The following is a 20,411-nucleotide window of genomic DNA, read 5'->3' on the forward strand; positions in this document are numbered from 1 at the left end:
CATGCGAACCCTCGTACTCCTCGACGCACCGTCCAACCTCGGTCTCCGGCCTCCCGCGCCGGGCACCGTACCCGGCGTGTACAAGCTGGCCGGGGCCCTGCGCGAACAGGGCCTGCTGGCCCGGCTCGGCGCGCGCGAGGGCGGGGTGGTCGTCCCGCCGCGCTACGACCGCGGGGAGTGGAAGGAGGGGGACGGGGTCTTCCACGCCGGGCCCCTCGCCGCGTACACCGTCACCCTCGCCGACCGGATCGAGGCCCACCTGCGGTCCGGGGAGTTCCCCGTGGTCCTCGGCGGCGACTGCTCCATCCAGCTGGGCGCCTCGCTCGCCATGCGCCGCCTCGGGCGGTACGGGATGGCCGCCATCGACGGCTCCGCGGACTTCCGCCACCCCGGCAACGAGGCCGTCAACGGGCCCGTCGGGGCCGCGGCCGGCGAGGAGCTGGCCCTGGCCACCGGGCGCGGCCAGGCCGCACTCGCGAACCTGGAGGGCCTCGCGCCCTACCTGCGCGACGAGGACGTACGGCTCTTCGGGCTGCGCGACGGCGACCCCGACCTCCCCGAGCTGCGCGCCGCCGGGATCTTCGCCGCCACCGTCGGCGCGATCCGCGACCGGGGCGCCGGGCCGGTGGCGCGGACGGCCCTGACCGGGCTGCAGCCCCCGGCCACGGCCGGGTTCTGGGTCCACCTGGACGCCGACGTACTCGACCCGTCGGTGATGCCGGCCGTCGACAGCCCGGACCCCGGCGGGCTGATCCCGGACGAACTCGCCGAGCTGCTCGGGGTGTTGATCAGTTCACCGCGCTGCGTCGGACTCAACGTCACGATCTACGACCCGGACCTGGACCCCGAAGGCCGCGCGGGCGCACTGCTCGCGGACCTGGTGGCGGGGGCTTTCGCGTAACGCCGGGGCCGCGGCCGAGGCCGGGGCCGGGGACGCCCGTCCGGCCGTCCCCGGCCGGCGCCCCCGCGGTCAGACCCCGATCGCGCCGTCGATGCGCTCGCGCAACAGGTCCGCGTGGCCGTTGTGGCGCGCGTACTCCTCGATCATGTGGATCAGTACCCAGCGCAGCGAGACCTCGCCCAGCCACCCGTCCTTCCCCGACACCTCCAGGTCGGGTGCCTGCGCCGCGAACCGCTCGGCGAAGGCCACCTCCGCCCGCCACGCCTCCCAGGCGCCCTCGACCACCGCGGGCCGGGCCGCGGCTCCGTCGAAGTCCCCGTCGGGATCCTCCGCCGAGGAGAAGCGGGCCACGACCTCCTGGCCGGCCAGCACCTGCCGGAACCAGCGGCGTTCCATGTCCGCGAGGTGGCGCACCAGCCCGAGCAGTGACAGCGTGGACGGCTCCACCGACCGGACGGCCAATTCCTCGTCCAGACCGGCACACTTGAGCTCCAGCGTCGCACGCTGTGCGCCCAGCATCGCGGTGAGCATCACGCGCTCGTCACCGGTGGTGGGGCGTCCCCTGAACTCGCTCTCGGACTCGGCCCCGCCGAAGAACTCGGCCCTTCTGCTGCGTTCGCTCATGCGCCCATTGTCGATCAACGGTCCGCACCCGGAAGGGCTTTGCGTAATCCTGACCGGTGGTGATGCGCCGAATCCCTGTGCACCGGCCGCCGCGGCGTGTTCCATTTCCCCATGGCCACCACCGTCAGCCGCTCCGTACTCACCCTCCCCGCCGCACCCCTGGGTCCCGAGAACCCGCTGCCCGCCCTGCGCGCCTTCGACGAGGTGCACGTGCTCGACGAGCGGGCGCGCGAGGGCCTGCCGCGCGACATGGCCCGCCAGATCGGGTACGAGCCGCTGCGCTCGCTGCTGCCCGTCCGGATCCGGGACGGCTACCAACGGCGGCGCGCGGAGCGGGACATCGAGACGATCGTCATCGAGAACGCACATCTGCGCGTCACCGTCCTGCCCGGACTCGGCGGCCGGATCCACTCGCTCGTGCACCTGCCCTCCGGACGCGAACTGCTCTACCGCAACCCAGTGTTCCAGCCCGCGAACTTCGCCCTCAACGGCGCCTGGTTCTCCGGTGGCATCGAGTGGAACATCGGCGCCACCGGCCACACCACCCTCTCCTGCGCCCCGCTGCACGCCGCCCTGGTCCCGGCGCCCGACGGGGGCGTGATGGTGCGGCTGTGGGAATGGGAGCGGCTGCGCGACCTGCCGTTCCAGGTGGACCTGTGGCTGCCCGAGGAGTCGGAGTTCCTCTACGTCGGGGTCCGCCTGCGCAACCCGCACGAGCGGCCCGCCCCCGTCTACTGGTGGTCCAACATCGCCGTGCCCGAGGGCCCGGACACCCGGGTCCTGGCCCCGGCCGACCAGGCCTGGCACTTCGGGTACGAGCGCTCCCTGCGGCGCATCCCCGTACCGGCCTGGGAGGGCGCCGACCGCACGTACCCGCTGCGCAGCGAGTACCCCGCCGACTTCTTCTACGAGGTCGAGACCGGGGCCCGGCCCTGGATCGCCTCCCTCGACGGGGACGGGCGGGGCCTCGTACAGACCTCGACGGACCGGCTGCGCGGCCGCAAGCTCTTCGTCTGGGGCGCGGGCGAGGGCGGCCGGCGCTGGCAGGAGTGGCTGACCGAGCCGGGCACGACCGGGTACGCGGAGATCCAGGCCGGGCTGGCCCGGACCCAGCTGGAGCACGTACGGCTGGAGGCCGGGGCCGAGTTCAGCTGGCTGGAGGCCTACGGGGCGCTGTCAGCGGACCCGGCCGCCGTGCACGGGGACGACTGGGCGGCGGCTCGGGGCGCGGCCGGGGCGGCCCTGGAGGCCGCGCTCCCCGGGGCGGCCGTGGACGCGGCCTACGAGGCGTGGCGCGGGTGCGCCGACACCGAGCCGGGGGAGCGGCTGGCGGCCGGCTCCGGCTGGGGCGCCCTGGAGGTGCGGTGCGGCGGGTACAAGCTGCCCGGCACCCCCTTCCCCGAGGACACGCTCGGCGAGGAGCAGGAGCCGTGGCTGGAGCTCTGGCGCAGCGGGGTGTTCCCCGCGCCGCGCCGGGTGGCGCCGCCCGGCCCGAGCCTGGTCGCCCCGCACTGGCGGGACATGCTGGAGACGGCCCGGGCGGACCCGCTGACCGAGTACCACCTCGGGGTCGCGCAGTGGCACGCCGGGGACATCGCCCAGGCGGTACGCAGCTGGGAGCGCGGGCTGGCGCTGGCCCCCTCGCGGTGGCCGCTGCTGAGGTGCCTGGCGGTCGCCGACGGCCTGGCCGGGGACCGGGCGCGGGCGGCCCGCTGGTACGCCGAGGCCTTCGAGGACCTGGCTCAGGAGAGCCGGGGCGGCGAGGGCTGGCTGGCCGCCGAATCGGCGCTGGGCCGGGAGGCCCTCACCGCCCTCCTGGCGGCGGGGCTGCTCCCGCAGGCCCGCGCGGTGTGGGACCGGCTGCGGCCCGCCCTGCGCGACGAGGGGCGCTTCCGGCTCGCGGCGGCCCGGCTGCTGGCGGCCGAGGGCCATGTGGGCGCGGCCCGGCGGGTCTTCGAGGAGGGGTTCGAACTCCCCGACCTCCGCGAGGGCGAGGAGATCCTCTCGGAGGTCTGGTCCGCGCTCACGGACCGCCCGCTGCCGCGCCCGTACAACTTCCGGATGCGCCCGCCGGAGCACCAGGGCTGGAAGGGCTAGGCCACCAGCCCGTCGGCGACCAGGCCCGCGAGCACCGCTTCGCCGAGGGCCTGGACCGCCGACTGCGGGCGGACCATCACGGTGATCTCCTTGATCATGTCTTCGGCGTCGAGGTGCAGCATGTCGATGCCGTTGATCTGCTTGCCGTTCACGGTGGCCCGGAAGGCCAGGACCGCCGCCGGGCCCTCGGCCCCGTCGCCGGCGGCTTCCACGCTGCCCTCGAACCGGCCGACGTAGCGGAGGTCCTCGAAGGTGCGGATGAGGACTCCGAAGAGGCCCATCACCATCTTCCTGCCCTCGAAGGGCGTGAACTTCACGGGGCTGTAGAGCCGGACGTCCTCGGTGAACAGGGCCTCCAGGGCGGTGAGGTCGCGGTGGTCGACGGCGGCGCGGAAACGGTCCACGGTGCTCATGAACTCTCCTGGATAGTCAACGATGTGATTAGTCAGATTCTTGACTATCATGAGTCCCGCCCCGGTGAACAGACACCGGTGAACAGACACCGGTGGTCAGGCATCGGTGGACGGACATGAGGAGGCGGACCGTTGGCCCTGCGACACGCCGTGCTCGCGGCCCTGCTCGACGAGGAGCTGAGCGGCTACCAGCTGGCCAAATCCTTCGGGATGGGCGTGGCCAACTTCTGGCAGGCGCTGCCCCAGCAGGTCTACGCCGAGCTGTCCAAGCTGGAGGGCGAAGGGCTCATCGCGGGCCGGGAGGTCGTCCAGGAGAGCCGCCCCAACAAGCGCCTCTTCCAGGTCACCGCCGCGGGAATGGCCGAGCTGGAACGCTTCGCGGCCGCCGACACCAAGCACGCCTTCATCCGCGACGACCTGCTCGTGAAGATCCAGGCCGCCGGCTACGTCGACACCGAGTCGCTGATCGCGCAGCTCGCGGAGCGGATCGCCTTCGCCGACACCAAGATCGAGATGTTCGACTCCCTGCTGCTCAAGATGCGGGGCGAGCGCGCCGAGGAGGAGTTCCTGCGCCACGGCGAGCGGATCGGCCCCTACCTCACCTGCCTGCGCGGCCTGGAGTTCGAGCGGGCCAACCGCGCCTGGTACGAGCGCACCACCAAGATTCTGAGCGAGAGGCGGGCACCGCGTGCCGAGCGATGAGCGGAGCCACCCCCTGCGGTACGTGGCTCTCGGCGACAGCCAGACCGAAGGCGTCGGCGACGGGGACGACGCCACCGGGCTGCGCGGATTCGCCGACCGGCTCGCCGAGCTGATGGCGGCCCGGCTCGACCCGGAGGTCCGCTACGCCAACCTGGCCGTACGGGGACGCCTCGCGGGCGCCGTCCGAGCGGAGCAGCTCGCCCCGGCCCTCGCGCTCCGCCCCGACCTGGCCACCGTCGTCGCCGGGGTCAACGACCTCCTGCGGCCCGGGTTCGACGCCGACGAGGTGGCGGGAGACCTGGAGGCGATGTTCGCCGCGCTCACCGCGCAGGGTGCCCGGGTCGCCACCGTCACCTTCCCCGACCTCACCCGGCTGATCCCGCTCGCCAGGGGCCTGTCCCCGCGGCTCATCGCGCTCAACCACCGGGTCCGGCAGGCCGCCGAGCGGCACGGGGTCGCCCTCGCCGACTTCGGCTCCCACCCCGCCACGGCCGACCCGCGGATGTGGAGCTTCGACCGGCTGCACGCCTCTCCGCTCGGGCACGCGCGGATCGCCGCCGGGCTCGCCCGGTCGCTGGAGCTGCCGGGCAGCGACGACTCCTGGACCCGTCCGCTGCCCGGCCCGCCGCCGCTCGGGCCGAAGGGGCTGCGCGGGGCGGTCGGGGAGGTGCGGTGGGCCGTCGGGTTCCTCGGGCCGTGGATCGGACGCCGGCTGCGCGGGCGCTCCTCCGGAGACGGGCGCACGGCCAAACGGCCCGCGCTGCTGCCCGTACGGGACTCCGCGGACGGCTCCGTGGGCGCGTAACGAGGCGGCCGCGCAGCCACGTGGCCGCGCAGCCACGTAGGCCCGCGGGGGTCAGGCGCGGGCGATGATCTCGCCGTTCAGGACCGAGAACCAGGCGTCCGGGGAGGCACCCCAGGTGTGCCAGGCGTCCGCGATGGCCGCCAGCTCCGCCTCGGTCGCGTGCCCGCCGCCGGTCGCGATGCCGGCGTAGGCCGAGGTGTTCGTACGGTCCGCCCACAGTGCGGACCACCATGCGGCCTCGTCCGGGGTCGCATAGCACCAGGACGTCGCCGTGCAGGTCACGTCCGTGAAGCCCGCCGCCCGCGCCCATGAGCGCAGGCGGCGTCCGGCGTCCGGCTCGCCGCCGTTGGCGCGGGCCACCCGCCGGTACAGGTCCAGCCACTCCTCCAGCCCCGGGGTCTGCGGGTACCAGGTCATCGCCGCGTAGTCCGCGTCCCGCACGGCCACGATCCCGCCCGGCCGGCACACGCGGCGCATCTCGCGCAGGGCCTGGACCGGATCCCCGACGTGCTGCAGCACCTGGTGGGCGTGGACCACGTCGAAGGAATCGTCGGGGAAGTCCAGCGCGTGGACATCGGCCGTGGCGAACCCGATGTTGGTCAGGCCGCGCTCCTGCGCGTACGCGGCGGCCTGCTCGATCACGTCCTGCGCGGCGTCCACCGCCGTGACCCGGCCCTGCGGCCCCACCAGCTCCGCCAGGTCCGCCGAGATGGTGCCCGGACCGCAGCCCACGTCCAGGACGGACATGCCCGGACGCACCTCGCCGATCAGGTACGCGGCCGAGTTCTGCGCCGTGCGCCAGCGGTGCGAACGCAGCACCGACTCGTGGTGTCCGTGGGTGTAGACGGCGGTCTCGTGCGGGGCGTTGGTGGACTGCGCGGCGTTCATGGCCGGGTCTCCTTCGTCGTCGAAGCGATGCTGCCACCGTAAAGGATCAGTTCGGGATATGAGATACGTGTATTGACATGTGGACGACATCCTTGCGTGCCAAGGGGGTTGGGCGGGTCGGTGGCAGAGTGTGGCGGGTGCGAGGAGAGTGAACCCGGGGGAGGGGGCGACCCTGGCGAAGGACGGTGAGCGTCATGCCGGACCAAGTACCGGACCCGCAGGCAGCGGGCTCACAGGCAGCGGGCTCACGGACGGCGGACCCGCAGGCGGCGGGCTCGCCGATGGTGCCGCAGGCGGTGGACCCGCGCGTACCGGACTCACCTCTCGACCGGCACGCACAGGCCCTGCGCCTCTTCGGGGAGCGGGTGCGCGCCGTCGCGGACAACCAGTGGGACGCGCCGACGCCCTGTACCGAGTGGAGCGTGCGCGATCTGGTCAACCACGTCACCGCCGAACAGCTGTGGATCCCGCCGCTGGTCGCCGAGGGCCGCACCGTCGAGGAGCTCGCCGACGCCTTCTCCGGCGACGTCCTCGGCACCGACCCGGTCGACGCCTGGGACCGGGCCTCGGTCGCCGCGCACGCCGCCTTCAACACCCCCGGCGCCCTGGACCGCACCGTCCGGCTGTCCTACGGACCCGCGCTCGGGTCGGCGTACTGCTCCGAACTCACCGTCGACTGCGCCGTGCACGCCTGGGACCTCTCCCGGGCCATCGGCGCCGACGACCGGCTGCCCGACGGTCTCGTCGAGTTCGCCATCAAGGAGGTCATGCCCTACGCGGACGGGCTGGCCGCCAGCGGCATGTTCGCCGCGCCGCTGGAGGTGCCGCAGGGCGCCAACGCCCAGACCCGACTGCTCGGGCTGCTCGGGAGGGACGGCTGATCCCGGACGGGTGCGGCTGGGCCAGCCCGTTCCGTGGCTTCCCGGCCCGGCGGCCATAACGGGCGGGGCGGGGCGAATAACCGTATAAAGGCATGGTTGGCGAGCGCGGGTACGGCAGGAAGAGGTGGCGCGCGGTGTCGGGGATCCAGCGCACGACGGCCGAAGGCCGGGGCCCGGTCCGCTACGGACCGCCCGCCCCGCAGCCGGGCCTGCCCGTGCTGCCCGAGCTCACCGCCGTCCTCGCGGCAGCCGCCTGGCGCTCCGCACCCGAGCCCCCGGGCGGGGGAGTGCCCGTACGGTCCGCCGCGGCCCGGCACTGGGGGCGGCGCGGACTGCCCACCGACCCCGACAACGTGGCCGCCGGACCCGGCGCCCCCGCCCTGCTGCTCGCGCTGCTCGGCGCGTACGGCGGGGACGTCATGCTGCCCCGCCCCTGTCCCGCCTGGTGGACTCCACAGGTCCGGCTGCTGGGACGGCGGGCCTACCACGTGCCGACCCCGGCCGAATGCGGCGGCGTACCGGACCCGTACGCACTGCTGGAGACCGTGCGGCGGGTGCGCGCCGAGGGCGGCGACCCGCGCATCCTGCTGCTCTCCGTCGCCGACGACCCGACGGCCACCGTGCCCCCGCCCGAACTGCTGCGGGAGGCCTGTGAGGCCGCCGCGTCGGCCGGGCTGTTCGTCGTCAGCGACGAGACCTGGCGCGACACCGTCCACCGGCCGGTCCACCGGCCGCACGACATGGTGGTGCTCAGCCCCGCCGAGATGCTGCCCGACGAAGTGGCGGTCCTCCTCGACCTCTCCGGCGCACTGCTGCCCGCCGGCTGGCCCGCCGCCGTCGTCCGCTTCCCCGGCACCCCGCGCGGCACCTGGCTGCGGGCCCGCAGCCTCGACGTGCTCACCGCGACCGGCGCCTTCGTGGCCGGCCCCGTCGCCGGAGCCGCCGCGCACGCCCTCGACGAACCCGCCCCCGTGGCCGGCCGCGCCGCCGCGGCAGCCGCCCTGCACGGGGCGGTGGCCGCCGCCGCGCACCGGGAACTGCTGGCCGTCGGGGCGCTCGCCCGGCCCCCGCAGGCCGGCCGGCACCTGTACGCCGACCTGACTCCGCTGCGCGCCGGGCTCGCCCGCCAGGGCGTGGGCGACGCGATGGAACTGGAGGACTGGCTGGGCGGGCGACTCGGCGCGCCGACCCCCGGCGGGCAGCGGTTCGCGGACGAACCCGTCGCCCTGCGCGTCCGGCTGTCGACCGGTCCGCTGCTGGGCGCCACCCCGCAGGAGCGGCTCGCCGCGCTGACCGCGACCGACCCCCTGGAACTGGACCACGTGCGGGGCTCGCTCGACCGGCTCCGGTCGGTCCTGGCGGGACTGTCCGACTGAGCCGTTCCGACCGAGCCATCCGGGTGGGCCGTCCGACCTGGCCTGTCCGACCTGGGCCGAAAGAGACGACCTGGCTGTCCGGCACCCGCCGGTGAACGGAGACTTCTCGATGAGGGATCAGACGGGCGCCCCCGGTGCCGCGCCCGGACCCGCCCCCGGTGTCGTGCCCGGAGCAGCCGCACCGGCTCCCGCCGCCGGCTCCGCGCCCGCCCGGACCGCCGCCGCCTCCTTCGTCCGTCACCCGCCGGTGCGGCCGGCGCCTTCCGTTCCGCCAGCGGCGTCCGATCCGGCTCCCGCGCCGGGCCCGGCGGTGGCGCCGGCTCCCGTGGTGCGCCCGCTGGGCGAGCACCGGCTGTGGCCCCGCTCGTTCTCCGACCGGCTGACCACCCCGCTGCCCGGCCTGCGCGCGTTCGCCCGGCTCGCCCGCGAAGGCGCCTTCCGGCCCGCCCCCGACGGGCTGCGCGGCATCCCCGACCTGCCCTACGAGCCCGCCCCGGTGCCCGCCCCGACCACCGGGACGGTGTCCGTCACCTGGGCCGGGCACGCCAGCTGGATCCTCGGGGTCGGCGGGCTGACGGTGCTGACCGACCCCGTCTGGTCCCGCCGGATCCTCGGAACCCCGGCGCGGATGACCCCGGTCGGGGTGCGCTGGGAGGAACTGTCGCCGGTCGACGCCGTGGTGATCAGCCACAACCACTACGACCACCTCGACGCCCCGACCCTCAAGCGGCTCCCGCGCCACACGCCGCTCTTCGTCCCGGCCGGCCTCGCGCGCTGGTGCAGGCGCCGGGGCTTCACCCGGGTCACCGAGCTCGACTGGTGGGAGTCGGCCGAACTGGGCGGCGTACGCTTCGACTTCGTCCCCGCGCACCACTGGTCCAAGCGGTCCCTGCTCGATGCCTGCCGCACCCTGTGGGGCGGCTGGATCCTCACCGACCTGCGGGCCGAGACCCCGAAGAAGGTCTACTTCGCCGGCGACACCGGCTACGGGCACTGGTTCGGCGAGATCGGCCGCCGCCATCCCGGCATCGACCTGGCGCTCCTCCCGATCGGCGCGTACGCCCCGCGGTGGTGGCTGCGGGACGTCCACGCCGACCCGGAGGAAGCCGTCCAGGCCTGCCTGGACGTGGGGGCGCGCCGGATGGCCCCCATGCACTGGGCGACCTTCGCCCTGTCCGCCGAGCCGGTGATGGAACCCCTGCACCGCACGCGCGCCGCCTGGTCCCGCACCGGCCGCCCCCGCGAGCACCTGTGGGACCTCCCGATCGGCGGGTCGGGAGTCCTGTGACCGGACCTGACCGACAAGATCTGAAAGAGACGGCCTAGCTGTTGCCCGACCTGAACATGAAGTCCTCGACCGACTTGAGGTCCCGGTTCCAGTAGGTGATCCGGGCGCCGGAGCCGACGGTGAGGGAGTCGATCTCCTTGGACACCGCGTGGTCGAGCATGGCCACGTCCCGGTTGCTGTCGAAGGCGCGGTCCTGGTAGCCCAGGGACACCGCCGTCACGGTGACCGTGGCCTCGCCCGGCCGGAAGACGAACAGGCCCGCGTACGCCTTCTCCTTCGGCCCGATCGTGGCGATCGCCTGCGGCTTGGGCCCCACCGCGGCGAGCGGACCCTCGATGGTGGCGCCGAAGCCGACGCGCGGATAGTGGTAGAGGGTGCAGGCCTTGCCGGTGATGTTGGTGGCCGTGATCAGGAGGTGCTGCCCCGAGTCCTGGCGGTAGGTCGACAGGGTGATCGAGAGGTCGTTGTCGTTGCACGCCACGGCGGCGTTCTTGTCTCCGCCGGATCCGCCGGATCCGCCCGAGGCCTTGCCGGGACTCGGCGAGGCGCCGGGCGTGGTCCCGCCGCCCGGGCTCGCGGTGCCCGCCGCGCTCGGGGTCGCGGAGGGGGTGGGCGTGCGGGTCGCGCTCGGGCTGCCGGATGCGGTGGGGCTCTTGCCGTCGCCCGGGGTGCCGGACTGGCAGGCCGCCGACGACAGGAGCGCGGCGACGGCCGTGACCCCGAGGGCGTAGGTTTTCCAACTGGTGCGGACAGTGCGCATGATGGCCCCCGTGTGCCTTCATATGGCTGGATTGGATTGGTCGACCGCCCCGTTCATGCCCCGCCGCGATCGCCGGAGTCCTTGCCCCGGGCAACCGTTACGGACTCAGGACATGGGGGTCGCCGTTCCGTGCTCCGGTCGGCCGCGTCAGCCGCGCAAGCTGCTCCCGCCGCGCAGGCGCCGCCACAGGGACGGGGCCGCGCTGATGGCCACGGTGAGGGCCACCGCCAGGACCACACCCTTCCAGGGGTCCGAGAAGAGCGAGCCGCCCAGGATGCCGATCAGGCCGTAGGTCGCCGCCCAGGCCAGGCAGGCCGGGGCGTCGCCGCGGGCGAAGCGGCGCAGCGGGAGCTCCGCCAGCAGGCAGGCGAGCATCACCGGGATCCGGCCGCCCGGGAGCAGCCGGGAGACCACGAGGACCAGTACTCCGTGCTCGTCCAGCTTGCGCTGGGCCTGGGCGAGGCGTTCGGGGGAGGCCCGCCGCCGCAGGGCTTCCAGCCAGCGCGAGCCGTTGCGGGAGGAGACCCCGCGCCGGCCCAGCCAGTACAGCGCCAGGTCCCCGGCGAACGCGGCCAGGGAGGAGACCCCGAACACCAGCAACAGGCCGAAGGGCAGCGAGTCCTGGTGGAAGGCCACCACCGCCGCGGTGCTGACCAGCGCGCCCGTCGGAATGACCGGCACCAGCGCGCCCAGCGCCACCAGCACGAACAACGTCGGGTAGCCGATGGCCTGCTGGGTGGATTCGCCGGGGACCTGCGCCGCGCTCTGCGCGAGCTGGTGCAGGGTCGAGGACACGGTTGCGGCCGTGGTCACGGGAGCCGCACCCGCTCACCGTGCGCCGGCACCACGACGGCCACCTTCGGGGCCTCCCGCCGCGCATGCCGTACGAACTCCTCGCCCGGCGAGTGGAACTCGTGCGGCCGCACCGCGTCCATCCCGATCGGCCAGTAGGTCCCCCAGTGCACCGGAAGGGCGGCCGCCGGCGCCAGCAGGGCCAGCGCCCGCGCGGCGCCCGCCGGATCCAGGTGTCCGGGGCCCAGGTAGGGGCCCCAGCCGCCCACCGGCAGCAGGGCCACGTCCACCGGCCCGACCTCCTGGACCATCGAGTCGAACAGCCCGGTGTCCCCGGCGAAGTACGTCCGCGCCGCGCCCTCCACCACGTACCCGAGCGCCGGGGCCAGCCGCGGCCCGAACGGCAGCCGCCGCCCGTCGTGGGAGGCGCTGACCGCCCGAACCCGTACCTCTCCGGCGGAGCCCGCCACGGTGGTCCCGTCCCCCGGCGACATCTCCGTCACCGCCAGCCCCCGTAGGTCCGCGATCCGCGCCAGTCCCGGCACCGCCCGCCGGGCCCCGCGCGGCACCAGCAGCCGGGTCCCGGCCGCCAGCCGTGCCAGCGAGGGCAGATGCAGATGGTCGGAGTGCAGGTGCGAGACGAGCACCGCGTCCGCGAGCGACGCCTGCGGCGGGGGCACCGCCCCGCGACGGCGCCGCAGATGGGCCAGACGCCGGGCGAACAGCGGGTCCGTCAGCAGCCGGACCCCGGAGTCCTCGACCGTGCACGTGGCATGACCCCACCAGGTGATCTCCACCGGCATCCGTTCCCCCTCCGCCTTCCCGCCCCTGCCCCGCCCGTTCCCGACTCCGCCGAGCCTAAAGGCTGCCCGGCGCAATCGCCCGGAACCGGACTCCCACGCCCCCTCCTCCCCGGCCGCGGATCGGAGTAGGGTCGGGCGGCATGGATGAGCTGCGCGTGGCCGCGATCGCCAGCCTGGCCCCGCTTGAGGATCTGGACGCCGATCCCTTCGCCGTCGACACCCGGAGCCAGCACGCCATGTGCGCCCGCTGGGCCGCCGGGCAGGGGTACGTGATCACGCGCGAACTCCTCGTCTACGGGCTGCGCCCCGACCACTGCGGGCTCTGGAGCGATGTGGACGCGGGCCGCGTCGACCTGTTCGTCGCCGCCAACCACCGGGTCCTGGACCGCGCGCTGCGCTCCGTGGACGAGTTCGCCGCCGAGTGCGAGCGGCGCGGCGTACGGCTGGAAACCGCCGGTCTCGACGAGCCGCGGTACACCTCCGCGATGAAGGCCGAGGTACACCGCCGGCTCTCCATGCCCACCGCCGGCTACGACGGCACGTAGACCGCCCCCGGCGGACCGACCCCCACGGACCGACCCCACAGGGACAGTTGCGCGCGGGAGCCGCCCCGGTACACCCCGCGCCACCTTCCGTACGCGCGTGCGCCACCCGTGTCATCCGGCCGTGACGGCCCCGCTGTGCGAGCCTGGAGCAAGTGGGACGGGGGCTCGGCGGCGCGGTGCGGGCCACGGTGGTGAGGTGGGTGCGGCGTGTTGCGAGGCCGGTGGCGGAGCGCGGGCGGCACCGCGCTGCGGGTGGTCATCGTCTGGGCGGTGTCCACCCTCACGATGCTCGCCCTCGCGGGGATCCTTCCCGACTTCAGGCTCCAGCCCGAGGGCGGGGACCGTGACAGCATCACGCAGATAGGACTGACGGCGGCCCTCGGCGCCGGGGCGTTCGGCCTCCTGAGCGCCCTGGTCTGGCCGGTTCTCGTCCGTGCCCTGCTGCTCGTACCGGCCCTGGTGCTCGGCCTGCTCGTGTTCTTCCTCAACGGCTCCCTGCTGCTGATGGCCCTCAGCCTGATCCCGGCCGGGCGCGGCGACGTGGCCCCGGAGACGGCCGTGGTGGTCGCGGCCGTCATGTCCGCCGTGGCATCGGCCACCTCCACCGCCCTCGCCGTACGGGACGACGAGGCCTACCGCCGCCGGCTCTACCGGCTCGCCGACCGGCGCCGCCGCAGGCAGCGCCGCGAGGGCGCGCCCGGAGCCGGCGAGCACGCGCCCGGCCTGGTCTTCCTCCAGCTCGACGGGGTCGGGTACGAGATGCTGCGCAACGCCGCGGGCAGCGGCCTGATGCCCACGGTCGCCGACTGGCTCGACCGGACCCACCGCATCAGGTCCTGGCGGACCGACTGGTCCAGCCAGACCGGCGCCAGCCAGCTCGGCATCCTGCACGGCTCCAACTTCGACGTGCCCGCCTTCCGCTGGTACGAGAAGGACACCGGCGAGGTCATGGTCTGCAACCGGCCCACCAGCGCCGCCGAACTCCAGCGGCGTGCGGTCGAGCGCACCGGACACGGAGGCCTGCTCACCCTCGACGGAGCCAGCCGCGGCAACCTCTTCAGCGGCGGCGCGGGCCAGTTGGCCCTGGTCCTGTCCGTCTCCGCGCGCCGGGGCCCCGAGAACCGCTCCCGCGCCGGCTACTTCGCGTACTTCTCCGACCCGGCCAACTCCGTGCGCACCGCGCTGTCCTTCACCGCCGAGGTCGGCCGGGAGATCACCCAGTCCCTGCGCGGCCGCCTGCGCGGGGAGCGGCCGCGCGTCGGCCGCGGCGGGCTGTACCCGCTGATCCGCGCCTTCGCGACGGTGGTGGAGCGGGACGTGGTGGTCGCGGCGGTGATCGGCGACATGCTGGCCGGGCGCGCCGCGGTCTACGCCGACCTCGTCGCCTACGACGAGGTCGCCCACCACTCGGGCCCGCGCGGCCGCGACACCGACCAGGTGCTCGCCCGGATGGACCGCAGCCTCGCCCTGATCGCCCGGGTCGCCGAGCACGCGCCCCGGGACTACAGGATCGTGCTGCTCTCGGACCACGGCCAGAGCCCGGGGGAGACCTTCCTCGGCCGGTACGGGCTCACCCTGAAGGACCTGGTCCGCGCGGGCTGCGGGCTGCCCGTGTCCCGCAAGGCCGGCCGGACGCACAGCGGGGCCGAGGCGCGTGCCGCGGTACGGGCCGCCCTGCACCGGCCGGTCGAGGAGGAGGACGGGGAGGCCCGCCCCGGGCGGGGCCCGGACCCCGTGGTACTGGCGTCCGGAAACCTCGGGCTGATCTCCTTTCCGGACCTGCCCGGCCGGGCGTCGAGGGAGCGGATCGAGCGCGCGTACCCGGCCCTGCTGGCGACCCTGGCCTCCCATCCGGGGGTGGGGTTCCTGCTGGTGGACGGGGTGGTGCTGGGGCCGGGCGGGGCCGAGGCGCGGCTCGACGTGCCCGGCGCGGCGGAGGAGCTGCTGGCGGAGTTCGGGCCGGGGGCGGCGCAGGCGGTGCGGCGCACGGACTCCTTCCCGCACGTGGCCGACGTGATGGTGAACTCGGCGTACGACCCGCTGACGGGTGCGGTGCACGCCTTCGAGGAGCAGATCGGCTCGCACGGGGGCCTGGGCGGGGAGCAGGGGCACCCGTTCCTGATGTGGCCGGTGGAGCTGGCGGAGCCGGAGCCCGGGCCGGGCGCGGAGCTGGTGGGCGCGGAGTCGGTGCACGAGGTGCTGCGGGGCTGGCTCCGCGAGGCGGACGGCCCCCAGGTCCCGGTCACCGGCCACGGGAGTGGCGCGGCCTCCGCGCCCGCGGCGTAATTTGGAAGGAGGAGGCCAGCCAGGGGGGCTCCAGGGAGTCGCCATGTCCGCGATCAGCAAGAGCATCGACATCGACCGCAGTCCCGAGGACGTCTACGCGTACGTCACGGATCCCACGCACCTGCCGGAGTGGCAGGACAGCGCCGTCTCCGCCGTCCCGATGGGCGATCTCCCCGTCCAGGTCGGGTCGAAGGTGATGGTCACGCGGCAGATCGGCAAGCGGCGCGTTCCCACCGTCATGCAGGTCCTGGAGCTCGATCCGCCGAGGAGCTGGCACATGCACGGCCTGGACGGGCCGGTCCGCCCGGACGTGCGGGGCCACATCGAACCCCTCGACGGCGGGACCCGCTCGCGCGTGACCCTGGCCGTCGACTTCGAGGGCCACGGCCTGGGCAGGGCCCTCGTCCCGCTCGCGGTCAAGCCCATGGTCCGCAAGGAGATGCCCCGCAGCGAGGAGAAGCTCAAGCACCTGCTGGAGCACTCCGCCGCCTGACGGGCCGCCTGACGCCGACGGGAAAACCGGGTGCTACGGGACACACGGTGCGCCCACACTGGGCGCACCACACACCCGATCATGAGGAAATCTCCCCGTGCAGGCTGCCGTCACCGTCACCCCCGCCCAGCTCCCCGAACTGCTCCTCGGACTCGCCACCGTTCGGCCCGTGTTCCTGTGGGGCGCACCCGGGATCGGCAAGTCCTCGCTCGTGCGCAGGTTCGCCGACTCGCTGGGGCTGGAGTGCGTCAGCCTGCTCGGTACGCAGCTCGCGCCCGAGGACCTGATCGGCGTACCGCAGATCCGTGACGGGCGTTCGGTGTTCTGCCCGCCCGAGGCCATCGCCCGCGAGGAGCCGTACTGCCTGTTCCTCGACGAGCTCAACGCCGCGAGCCCGGACGTCCAGAAGGCCTTCTACTCGCTGATCCTGGACCGCCGGATCGGCTCGTACGAGCTGCCGGCCGGCTCCATAGTCATCGGTGCGGGCAACCGCGCCACCGACAACGCCCTGGCCCGGCCCATCGCCTCCGCGCTCGTCAACCGGCTCACCCACGTCCACCTCCGGGCCTCCGCCGGGGACTGGCTGGTGTGGGCCGGCGAGAACGACATCCACCCCTGGGTCACCGACTACCTCACCGATCGCCCCGACCACCTGTGGTCGCAGCCGCCCAAGAGCGAGGAGCCCTTCTCCACGCCCCGCTCCTGGCACATGCTCTCCGACGCCCTGCACTCCTTCGGCCCGGACCTGGACGAGCAGACCCTCGGGGTGCTCGCGCACGGCACCCTCACCCCCGCGCACGCCGTCTCCTTCCGCGGCTACGCCAAGATCGTCCGCCACACCTTCGGCATCGAGGCGGTCATCAAGGGCGACGCGAGCTGGCCGCGCCGCCTGGAGGACCGGGACCTGCTGTACTACCTCGCCGAGGCCTTCCGCGGCCGCCTGGTCAAGGACCTCCCGGCCCGCAAGGAACACGTCTCTCCCGCGCTCCGGCAGACCGCCTACCGCGCCAAGTCCCTGCTGGTGCAGCTCGCCGAGATCTCCGTCGAGGTGGCCCAGACCGTCATCGCCGACGACGCCGACGGGCAGCCGGTGCTGCCCGCCTGGTTCCTCATCGAGGCCGCCCGCGACATGCCCCGCCTGGTCGAGGCCCGCCGGTGACCACCCGCAAGGCCAACCAGCCGAAGTCCCAGCAGGCCAAGCCCGATCCGGCCACCCTCGCCTACGAGGCCGGGCGGGCGGCCGTCCGGCACAACCCCGCCCTGAACGCCGTCTCGGCCACCCACTGCCGCAGCGAGAAGTGCGGGCACTGCACCGCCGCCGGCCTCGCCGTGGTCACCTCCAACGGCGTCATCCACGCCCACCCCACCCGCCGCGCGGCGCCCGCAGAGTGGGCCTGGGCCCTGGCCCACTGCCTGCTGCACCTCGGCTTCGGGCACGTCCCCGCCTCCGAGGAGGCCGACCGGCCGCAGCCCGACCGCGCCGACCTCGCCGCCCGCTGCGTGGTCGTCAACCGCTTCCTGCTGACCTTCTCCATGGGCCGGGCCCCCGACCGGCTGCCCGAGCAGTACCCGGGCGGCGACGAGGAGCAGCTCGCCGGCGCCTGGCGCCGGGACGGGGTCCCGGAGCGGTACGGGGATTGCGGGACAAGTGCTCCCGGCGCCCCCGACCAGATCCTGGACACCTGGAGCCACTGGAGCGCGTCGGTCCCCGACTGGCAGACCGGCTTCGCCCACGCCCTGACCCGGTCCGTGTCCGCCACCATGGACCTGGCCGCCGGCCGGGAGGGACACCGGCCGCAGCCCTGGGAACGCGCCCTGAACTGGTTCGTCTCGTCCTACCCGCTGCTCGGCGGCCTCGCCGCGGGCCTGCGGCTCGTCGCCGACGCCGAGCTGGCCCGCGCCCAGGGCATCGACATCGCGGCCGTCAGCGCGTCCGCCGGGGAGATCTACATCAATCCGCTGCGCACCTTCGCCGACGGGGAGTGGCGGTTCATCCTGGCCCACGAGATGCTGCACGCCGCCCTGCGCCACGGGGAGCGCCGCGGCGCCCGTGATCCGTACCTGCACAACGTGGCCGCCGACTACGTGGTCAACGGCTGGCTCGTGGAGATGGGCGTGGGCGAGATGCCCGAGGGGCTGCTGTACGACCCGGAGCTGCGGGACCTCTCCGTGGAGGAGGTCTACGACCGGATCACCGGCGACCTGCGCCGGATGCGCCGGCTGGCCACCCTGCGCGGAAAGGGCCGCGGGGACATCCTGGGCGAGCCGCTGGTCCACCCGGGGAGCGGACCGTACACGGACCTCGACGAGTTCTACCGGCGCGGCCTGGTCCAGGGCTTCGACCTGCACGAATACGGGGAGCGCGGCCTGCTTCCCGCCGGGCTGATCCAGGAGATCCGGGCCCTGGCCCACCCTCCGGTGCCGTGGGACGCGCGCCTGGCCCGCTGGTTCGACGAGTACGTGCCCCGACCGGACCCGGTACGCAGCTTCGCGCGGCCGGCCCGCCGCCAGGCCTCGACCCCGGACATCCCGCGCGCGGGCCGGTACTTCCCGGCCGAGGAGACGGCCCGCTGCACCTTCGGCGTGGTGCTCGACACCTCGGCGTCGATGGACACCGCCCTGCTCGGCAAGGCGCTCGGCGCCATCGCCTCGTACGCCGAAGCCCGCGACGTTCCGGCCGCCCGCGTCGTGTTCTGCGACGCGGCGCCGTACGACGCGGGCTATCTGCCCCCGAGCGAGATCGCGGGCCGGGTGAAGGTGCGCGGCCGGGGCGGGACCGTGCTGCAGCCGGGCATCGACCTGCTGCTGCGGGCGCAGGACTTCCCGCCCGGAGCCCCGGTGCTGGTGATCACGGACGGGTGGACCGACACCCTGCGGATCCGGCGCGAGCACGCCTTCCTGGTTCCGCAGGGCGCCTCCCTGCCGTTCACGCCCCGCGGGCCGGTCTTCCGACTGGCCTGAGGGGCGCGGCCCCGATTTTTAGTCGAGGTAGTCGCGCAGCACCTGCGAACGCGACGGGTGACGGAGCTTCGACATGGTCTTCGACTCGATCTGGCGGATGCGCTCACGGGTGACCCCGTACACGCGGCCGATCTCGTCGAGGGTCTTCGGCTGGCCGTCGTTGAGGCCGTAGCGCATGGAGACCACGCCCGCCTCGCGCTCCGAGAGCGTGCCCAGGATCGACTGGAGCTGCTCCTGGAGGAAGGTGAAGGAGACCGCGTCGGCCGGCACGACCGCCTCGGAGTCCTCGATGAGGTCACCGAACTCGCTGTCGCCCTCCTCACCCAGCGGGGTGTGTAGGGAGATCGGCTCGCGGCCGTACTTCTGGACCTCGATGACCTTCTCGGGGGTCATGTCGAGTTCCTTGCCCAGCTCCTCCGGAGTGGGCTCCCGGCCGAGGTCCTGGAGCATCTGGCGCTGGACACGGGCCAGCTTGTTGATGATCTCGACCATGTGGACGGGGATGCGGATGGTGCGCGACTGGTCGGCCATGGCGCGCGTGATCGCCTGGCGGATCCACCAGGTGGCGTACGTGGAGAACTTGAAGCCCTTGGTGTAGTCGAACTTCTCCACGGCGCGGATCAGACCGACGTTGCCCTCCTGGATCAGGTCCAGGAAGAGCATGCCGCGGCCGGTGTAGCGCTTGGCCAGCGAGACCACGAGGCGGAGGTTGGCCTCCAGCAGGTGGTTCTTGGCGCGGCGGCCGTCCTCGACCAGGATCTCCAGCTCGCGCTTGAACGCGGGCTTGTGGTCCTCCTCCTCTTCGAGCTTGTACTCGGAGAAGAGACCGGCCTCGATGCGCTTGGCGAGCTCGACCTCCTGCTCGGCGTTGAGCAGCGGCACCTTGCCGATGAGCTTGAGGTAGTCCTTGACGGGGTCGGCGGTGGCGCCGGCCACCATGACCGTCTGCGCCGGGGCGTCGTCCTCGTCGTCGTCGGACAGGACGAAGCCGGCGCTGCCGCCCGTCTTGGGCGTCTCCTTCTCGTCGCCCTCGTCGAGGTCCTCGGCTGCCCAGTCCTCGCCCTCGGCCACGGGGGCATCGCCCTCGTCGCCGTCCTTGGCGCCCTTCTTCGTGGCAGCCGTCTTCTTCACGGCGGTCTTCTTCACGGCGGTCTTCTTGACCGTCCGCTTCTTCGGTGCGGCGGCGGCTTCCGCCGCCACCTCCTCCTCGGTGCCGGAGGCCGACGGGTCGGATATCGCCGCGGCGGTGGCCGGAGCGGCCGTCTTGCGCGCGCCGATCAGGCGCGGCGGGGCGGCAGCCTTCTTGGCGACGGCGCGGGCCGGAGCGGCGGCCGCCTTGCGCGCCTTCTTGGCGGGAGCCTTCGTCGCGGGCGCCGCGCTGACGTGAAGTGCGACACCTTCCTCGTCGAGGACCTGGTTCAGGCTGCGCAGGACCCGCTTCCACTGGTCCACCGGGATGCGGCCGGCCTCGAAGGCCTGGCGCACGTCATCACCGTTGATGTGACCCTGCTCGCGGCCGCGCTCGACAAGAGCGACCAGGGCCTCGGATTCGGCGATCTCCGTGGGGAACGTACGGGACGGGCTGAGCGACACAAGGAGCCTCTCGTTGCGAACAGATAAGGGGTGGCGGGACATCATCGCGCGAACTCGGGAAACAGACCCGAGGGGGGTTTGTATTCCGAGCCGCACGAGGACACCTGTCGGTTCATCGCACGCCCGAGTAGATTCGTTACGCGCTGAATTGAGTGACCTGCGCCACGCTGTGACCGGGCAACCGATCGGCGGTGGCTGCGTCC

The 20,411-nt window shown here is 73.9% G+C and carries 19 protein-coding genes; 12 read left to right on the forward strand and 7 right to left on the reverse strand.

Annotated features, from left to right (window positions below; genetic code table 11):
• Window position 1: 1 nt before the first annotated feature.
• Window positions 2-901, forward strand: a complete 900-nt coding sequence (locus OG490_RS30370) for an arginase family protein (protein ID WP_330299458.1) — start codon at window positions 2-4, stop codon at window positions 899-901.
• A gap of 69 nt (window positions 902-970) precedes the next feature.
• Here the strand turns inward: OG490_RS30370 and OG490_RS30375 are convergent, their stop codons facing one another.
• Window positions 971-1,525, reverse strand: coding sequence for a DinB family protein (locus tag OG490_RS30375; protein ID WP_330299459.1), 555 nt, complete (start codon window positions 1,523-1,525; stop codon window positions 971-973).
• A 111-nt stretch (window positions 1,526-1,636) separates the two neighbouring features.
• Here OG490_RS30375 and OG490_RS30380 point away from each other — a divergent pair, with 111 nt between their 5' ends.
• Entirely contained in the window at window positions 1,637-3,622 is a 1,986-nt protein-coding gene (locus OG490_RS30380; protein WP_330299460.1) for a DUF5107 domain-containing protein, read from the forward strand.
• Here OG490_RS30380 and OG490_RS30385 read toward each other — a convergent pair.
• On the reverse strand, window positions 3,619-4,035 hold the full coding sequence (locus OG490_RS30385; RefSeq protein ID WP_330299461.1) for a nuclear transport factor 2 family protein: 417 nt from the start codon (window positions 4,033-4,035) through the stop codon (window positions 3,619-3,621). The genes OG490_RS30380 and OG490_RS30385 overlap by 4 nt on opposite strands.
• 132 nt (window positions 4,036-4,167) lie before the next feature.
• Here OG490_RS30385 and OG490_RS30390 point away from each other — a divergent pair, with 132 nt between their 5' ends.
• Together OG490_RS30390 and OG490_RS30395 are read left to right on the forward strand one after the other, a co-directional pair.
• Window positions 4,168-4,737 carry a PadR family transcriptional regulator gene (locus tag OG490_RS30390; RefSeq protein ID WP_330299462.1) on the forward strand — a complete coding sequence of 190 codons (570 nt, stop codon included), beginning with the start codon at window positions 4,168-4,170 and terminating at the stop codon, window positions 4,735-4,737.
• Complete coding sequence (locus tag OG490_RS30395; protein ID WP_330299463.1) at window positions 4,724-5,542, forward strand: SGNH/GDSL hydrolase family protein; 819 nt, start codon at window positions 4,724-4,726, stop codon at window positions 5,540-5,542. The genes OG490_RS30390 and OG490_RS30395 overlap by 14 nt, the downstream gene beginning before the upstream one ends.
• Window positions 5,543-5,593: 51 nt before the next feature.
• On the opposite strand, the gene OG490_RS30400 is transcribed toward OG490_RS30395, so the two are convergent.
• A complete protein-coding gene (locus OG490_RS30400; RefSeq protein WP_330299464.1) occupies window positions 5,594-6,430 on the reverse strand; it encodes a methyltransferase domain-containing protein in 837 nt (278 codons plus the stop codon).
• Window positions 6,431-6,711: 281 nt separating this feature from the next.
• Between OG490_RS30400 and OG490_RS30405 the strand changes: the two genes are divergently transcribed.
• From OG490_RS30405 to OG490_RS30415, 3 genes are all read left to right on the forward strand, one after another.
• Complete coding sequence (locus tag OG490_RS30405; RefSeq protein WP_330301129.1) at window positions 6,712-7,311, forward strand: TIGR03086 family metal-binding protein; 600 nt, start codon at window positions 6,712-6,714, stop codon at window positions 7,309-7,311.
• 143 nt (window positions 7,312-7,454) lie between these two features.
• The gene (locus tag OG490_RS30410) at window positions 7,455-8,687 is read left to right on the forward strand and encodes an aminotransferase class I/II-fold pyridoxal phosphate-dependent enzyme (RefSeq protein ID WP_330301130.1); all 1,233 of its coding nucleotides are present in this window, start codon (window positions 7,455-7,457) and stop codon (window positions 8,685-8,687) included.
• A 109-nt stretch (window positions 8,688-8,796) separates the two neighbouring features.
• Window positions 8,797-9,975 carry an MBL fold metallo-hydrolase gene (locus tag OG490_RS30415; RefSeq protein WP_330299465.1) on the forward strand — a complete coding sequence of 393 codons (1,179 nt, stop codon included), beginning with the start codon at window positions 8,797-8,799 and terminating at the stop codon, window positions 9,973-9,975.
• A 34-nt stretch (window positions 9,976-10,009) separates the two neighbouring features.
• On the opposite strand, the gene OG490_RS30420 is transcribed toward OG490_RS30415, so the two are convergent.
• The 3 genes from OG490_RS30420 to OG490_RS30430 all read right to left on the reverse strand — a co-directional run bounded on the left by OG490_RS30420 (window position 10,010) and on the right by OG490_RS30430 (window position 12,330).
• Entirely contained in the window at window positions 10,010-10,735 is a 726-nt protein-coding gene (locus OG490_RS30420) for a DUF4232 domain-containing protein (protein ID WP_330299466.1), read from the reverse strand.
• 147 nt (window positions 10,736-10,882) lie between these two features.
• Window positions 10,883-11,518, reverse strand: coding sequence for a DedA family protein (locus OG490_RS30425; RefSeq protein WP_330301131.1), 636 nt, complete (start codon window positions 11,516-11,518; stop codon window positions 10,883-10,885).
• Between the two features lie 26 nt (window positions 11,519-11,544).
• Window positions 11,545-12,330: an MBL fold metallo-hydrolase gene (locus tag OG490_RS30430; RefSeq protein WP_330299467.1), complete on the reverse strand. Its 786-nt coding sequence runs from the start codon at window positions 12,328-12,330 to the stop codon at window positions 11,545-11,547.
• A gap of 140 nt (window positions 12,331-12,470) precedes the next feature.
• Here OG490_RS30430 and OG490_RS30435 point away from each other — a divergent pair, with 140 nt between their 5' ends.
• From OG490_RS30435 to OG490_RS30455, 5 genes are all read left to right on the forward strand, one after another.
• Complete coding sequence (locus OG490_RS30435; protein WP_330299468.1) at window positions 12,471-12,875, forward strand: hypothetical protein; 405 nt, start codon at window positions 12,471-12,473, stop codon at window positions 12,873-12,875.
• 207 nt (window positions 12,876-13,082) lie between these two features.
• On the forward strand, window positions 13,083-15,161 hold the full coding sequence (locus OG490_RS30440; protein WP_330299469.1) for a phage holin family protein: 2,079 nt from the start codon (window positions 13,083-13,085) through the stop codon (window positions 15,159-15,161).
• Between the two features lie 43 nt (window positions 15,162-15,204).
• Window positions 15,205-15,654: an SRPBCC family protein gene (locus OG490_RS30445; protein ID WP_330299470.1), complete on the forward strand. Its 450-nt coding sequence runs from the start codon at window positions 15,205-15,207 to the stop codon at window positions 15,652-15,654.
• 97 nt (window positions 15,655-15,751) lie between these two features.
• Entirely contained in the window at window positions 15,752-16,813 is a 1,062-nt protein-coding gene (locus OG490_RS30450; protein ID WP_330299471.1) for an ATP-binding protein, read from the forward strand.
• A complete protein-coding gene (locus OG490_RS30455) occupies window positions 16,810-18,615 on the forward strand; it encodes a vWA domain-containing protein (RefSeq protein WP_330299472.1) in 1,806 nt (601 codons plus the stop codon). Before OG490_RS30450 ends, OG490_RS30455 begins: the two co-directional genes overlap by 4 nt.
• 18 nt (window positions 18,616-18,633) lie before the next feature.
• Here the strand turns inward: OG490_RS30455 and OG490_RS30460 are convergent, their stop codons facing one another.
• On the reverse strand, window positions 18,634-20,208 hold the full coding sequence (locus OG490_RS30460) for an RNA polymerase sigma factor (RefSeq protein ID WP_330299473.1): 1,575 nt from the start codon (window positions 20,206-20,208) through the stop codon (window positions 18,634-18,636).
• Window positions 20,209-20,411 lie beyond the last annotated feature (203 nt).

This window comes from Streptomyces sp. NBC_00503 (assembly GCF_036346895.1).
GTDB lineage: Bacteria > Actinomycetota > Actinomycetes > Streptomycetales > Streptomycetaceae > Streptomyces.

What these genes read in the sequence shown, in the direction of transcription:
- OG490_RS30370 (WP_330299458.1), top strand. Translation starts at nt 2, where the DNA reads ATGCGAACCCTCGTACTCCTCGACGCACCGTCCAACCTCGGTCTCCGG.
- OG490_RS30375 (WP_330299459.1), bottom strand. Translation starts at nt 1,525, where the DNA reads ATGAGCGAACGCAGCAGAAGGGCCGAGTTCTTCGGCGGGGCCGAGTCC.
- OG490_RS30380 (WP_330299460.1), top strand. Translation starts at nt 1,637, where the DNA reads ATGGCCACCACCGTCAGCCGCTCCGTACTCACCCTCCCCGCCGCACCC.
- OG490_RS30385 (WP_330299461.1), bottom strand. Translation starts at nt 4,035, where the DNA reads ATGAGCACCGTGGACCGTTTCCGCGCCGCCGTCGACCACCGCGACCTC.
- OG490_RS30400 (WP_330299464.1), bottom strand. Translation starts at nt 6,430, where the DNA reads ATGAACGCCGCGCAGTCCACCAACGCCCCGCACGAGACCGCCGTCTAC.
- OG490_RS30405 (WP_330301129.1), top strand. Translation starts at nt 6,712, where the DNA reads ATGGTGCCGCAGGCGGTGGACCCGCGCGTACCGGACTCACCTCTCGAC.
- OG490_RS30415 (WP_330299465.1), top strand. Translation starts at nt 8,797, where the DNA reads ATGAGGGATCAGACGGGCGCCCCCGGTGCCGCGCCCGGACCCGCCCCC.
- OG490_RS30420 (WP_330299466.1), bottom strand. Translation starts at nt 10,735, where the DNA reads ATGCGCACTGTCCGCACCAGTTGGAAAACCTACGCCCTCGGGGTCACG.
- OG490_RS30430 (WP_330299467.1), bottom strand. Translation starts at nt 12,330, where the DNA reads ATGCCGGTGGAGATCACCTGGTGGGGTCATGCCACGTGCACGGTCGAG.
- OG490_RS30435 (WP_330299468.1), top strand. Translation starts at nt 12,471, where the DNA reads ATGGATGAGCTGCGCGTGGCCGCGATCGCCAGCCTGGCCCCGCTTGAG.
- OG490_RS30445 (WP_330299470.1), top strand. Translation starts at nt 15,205, where the DNA reads ATGTCCGCGATCAGCAAGAGCATCGACATCGACCGCAGTCCCGAGGAC.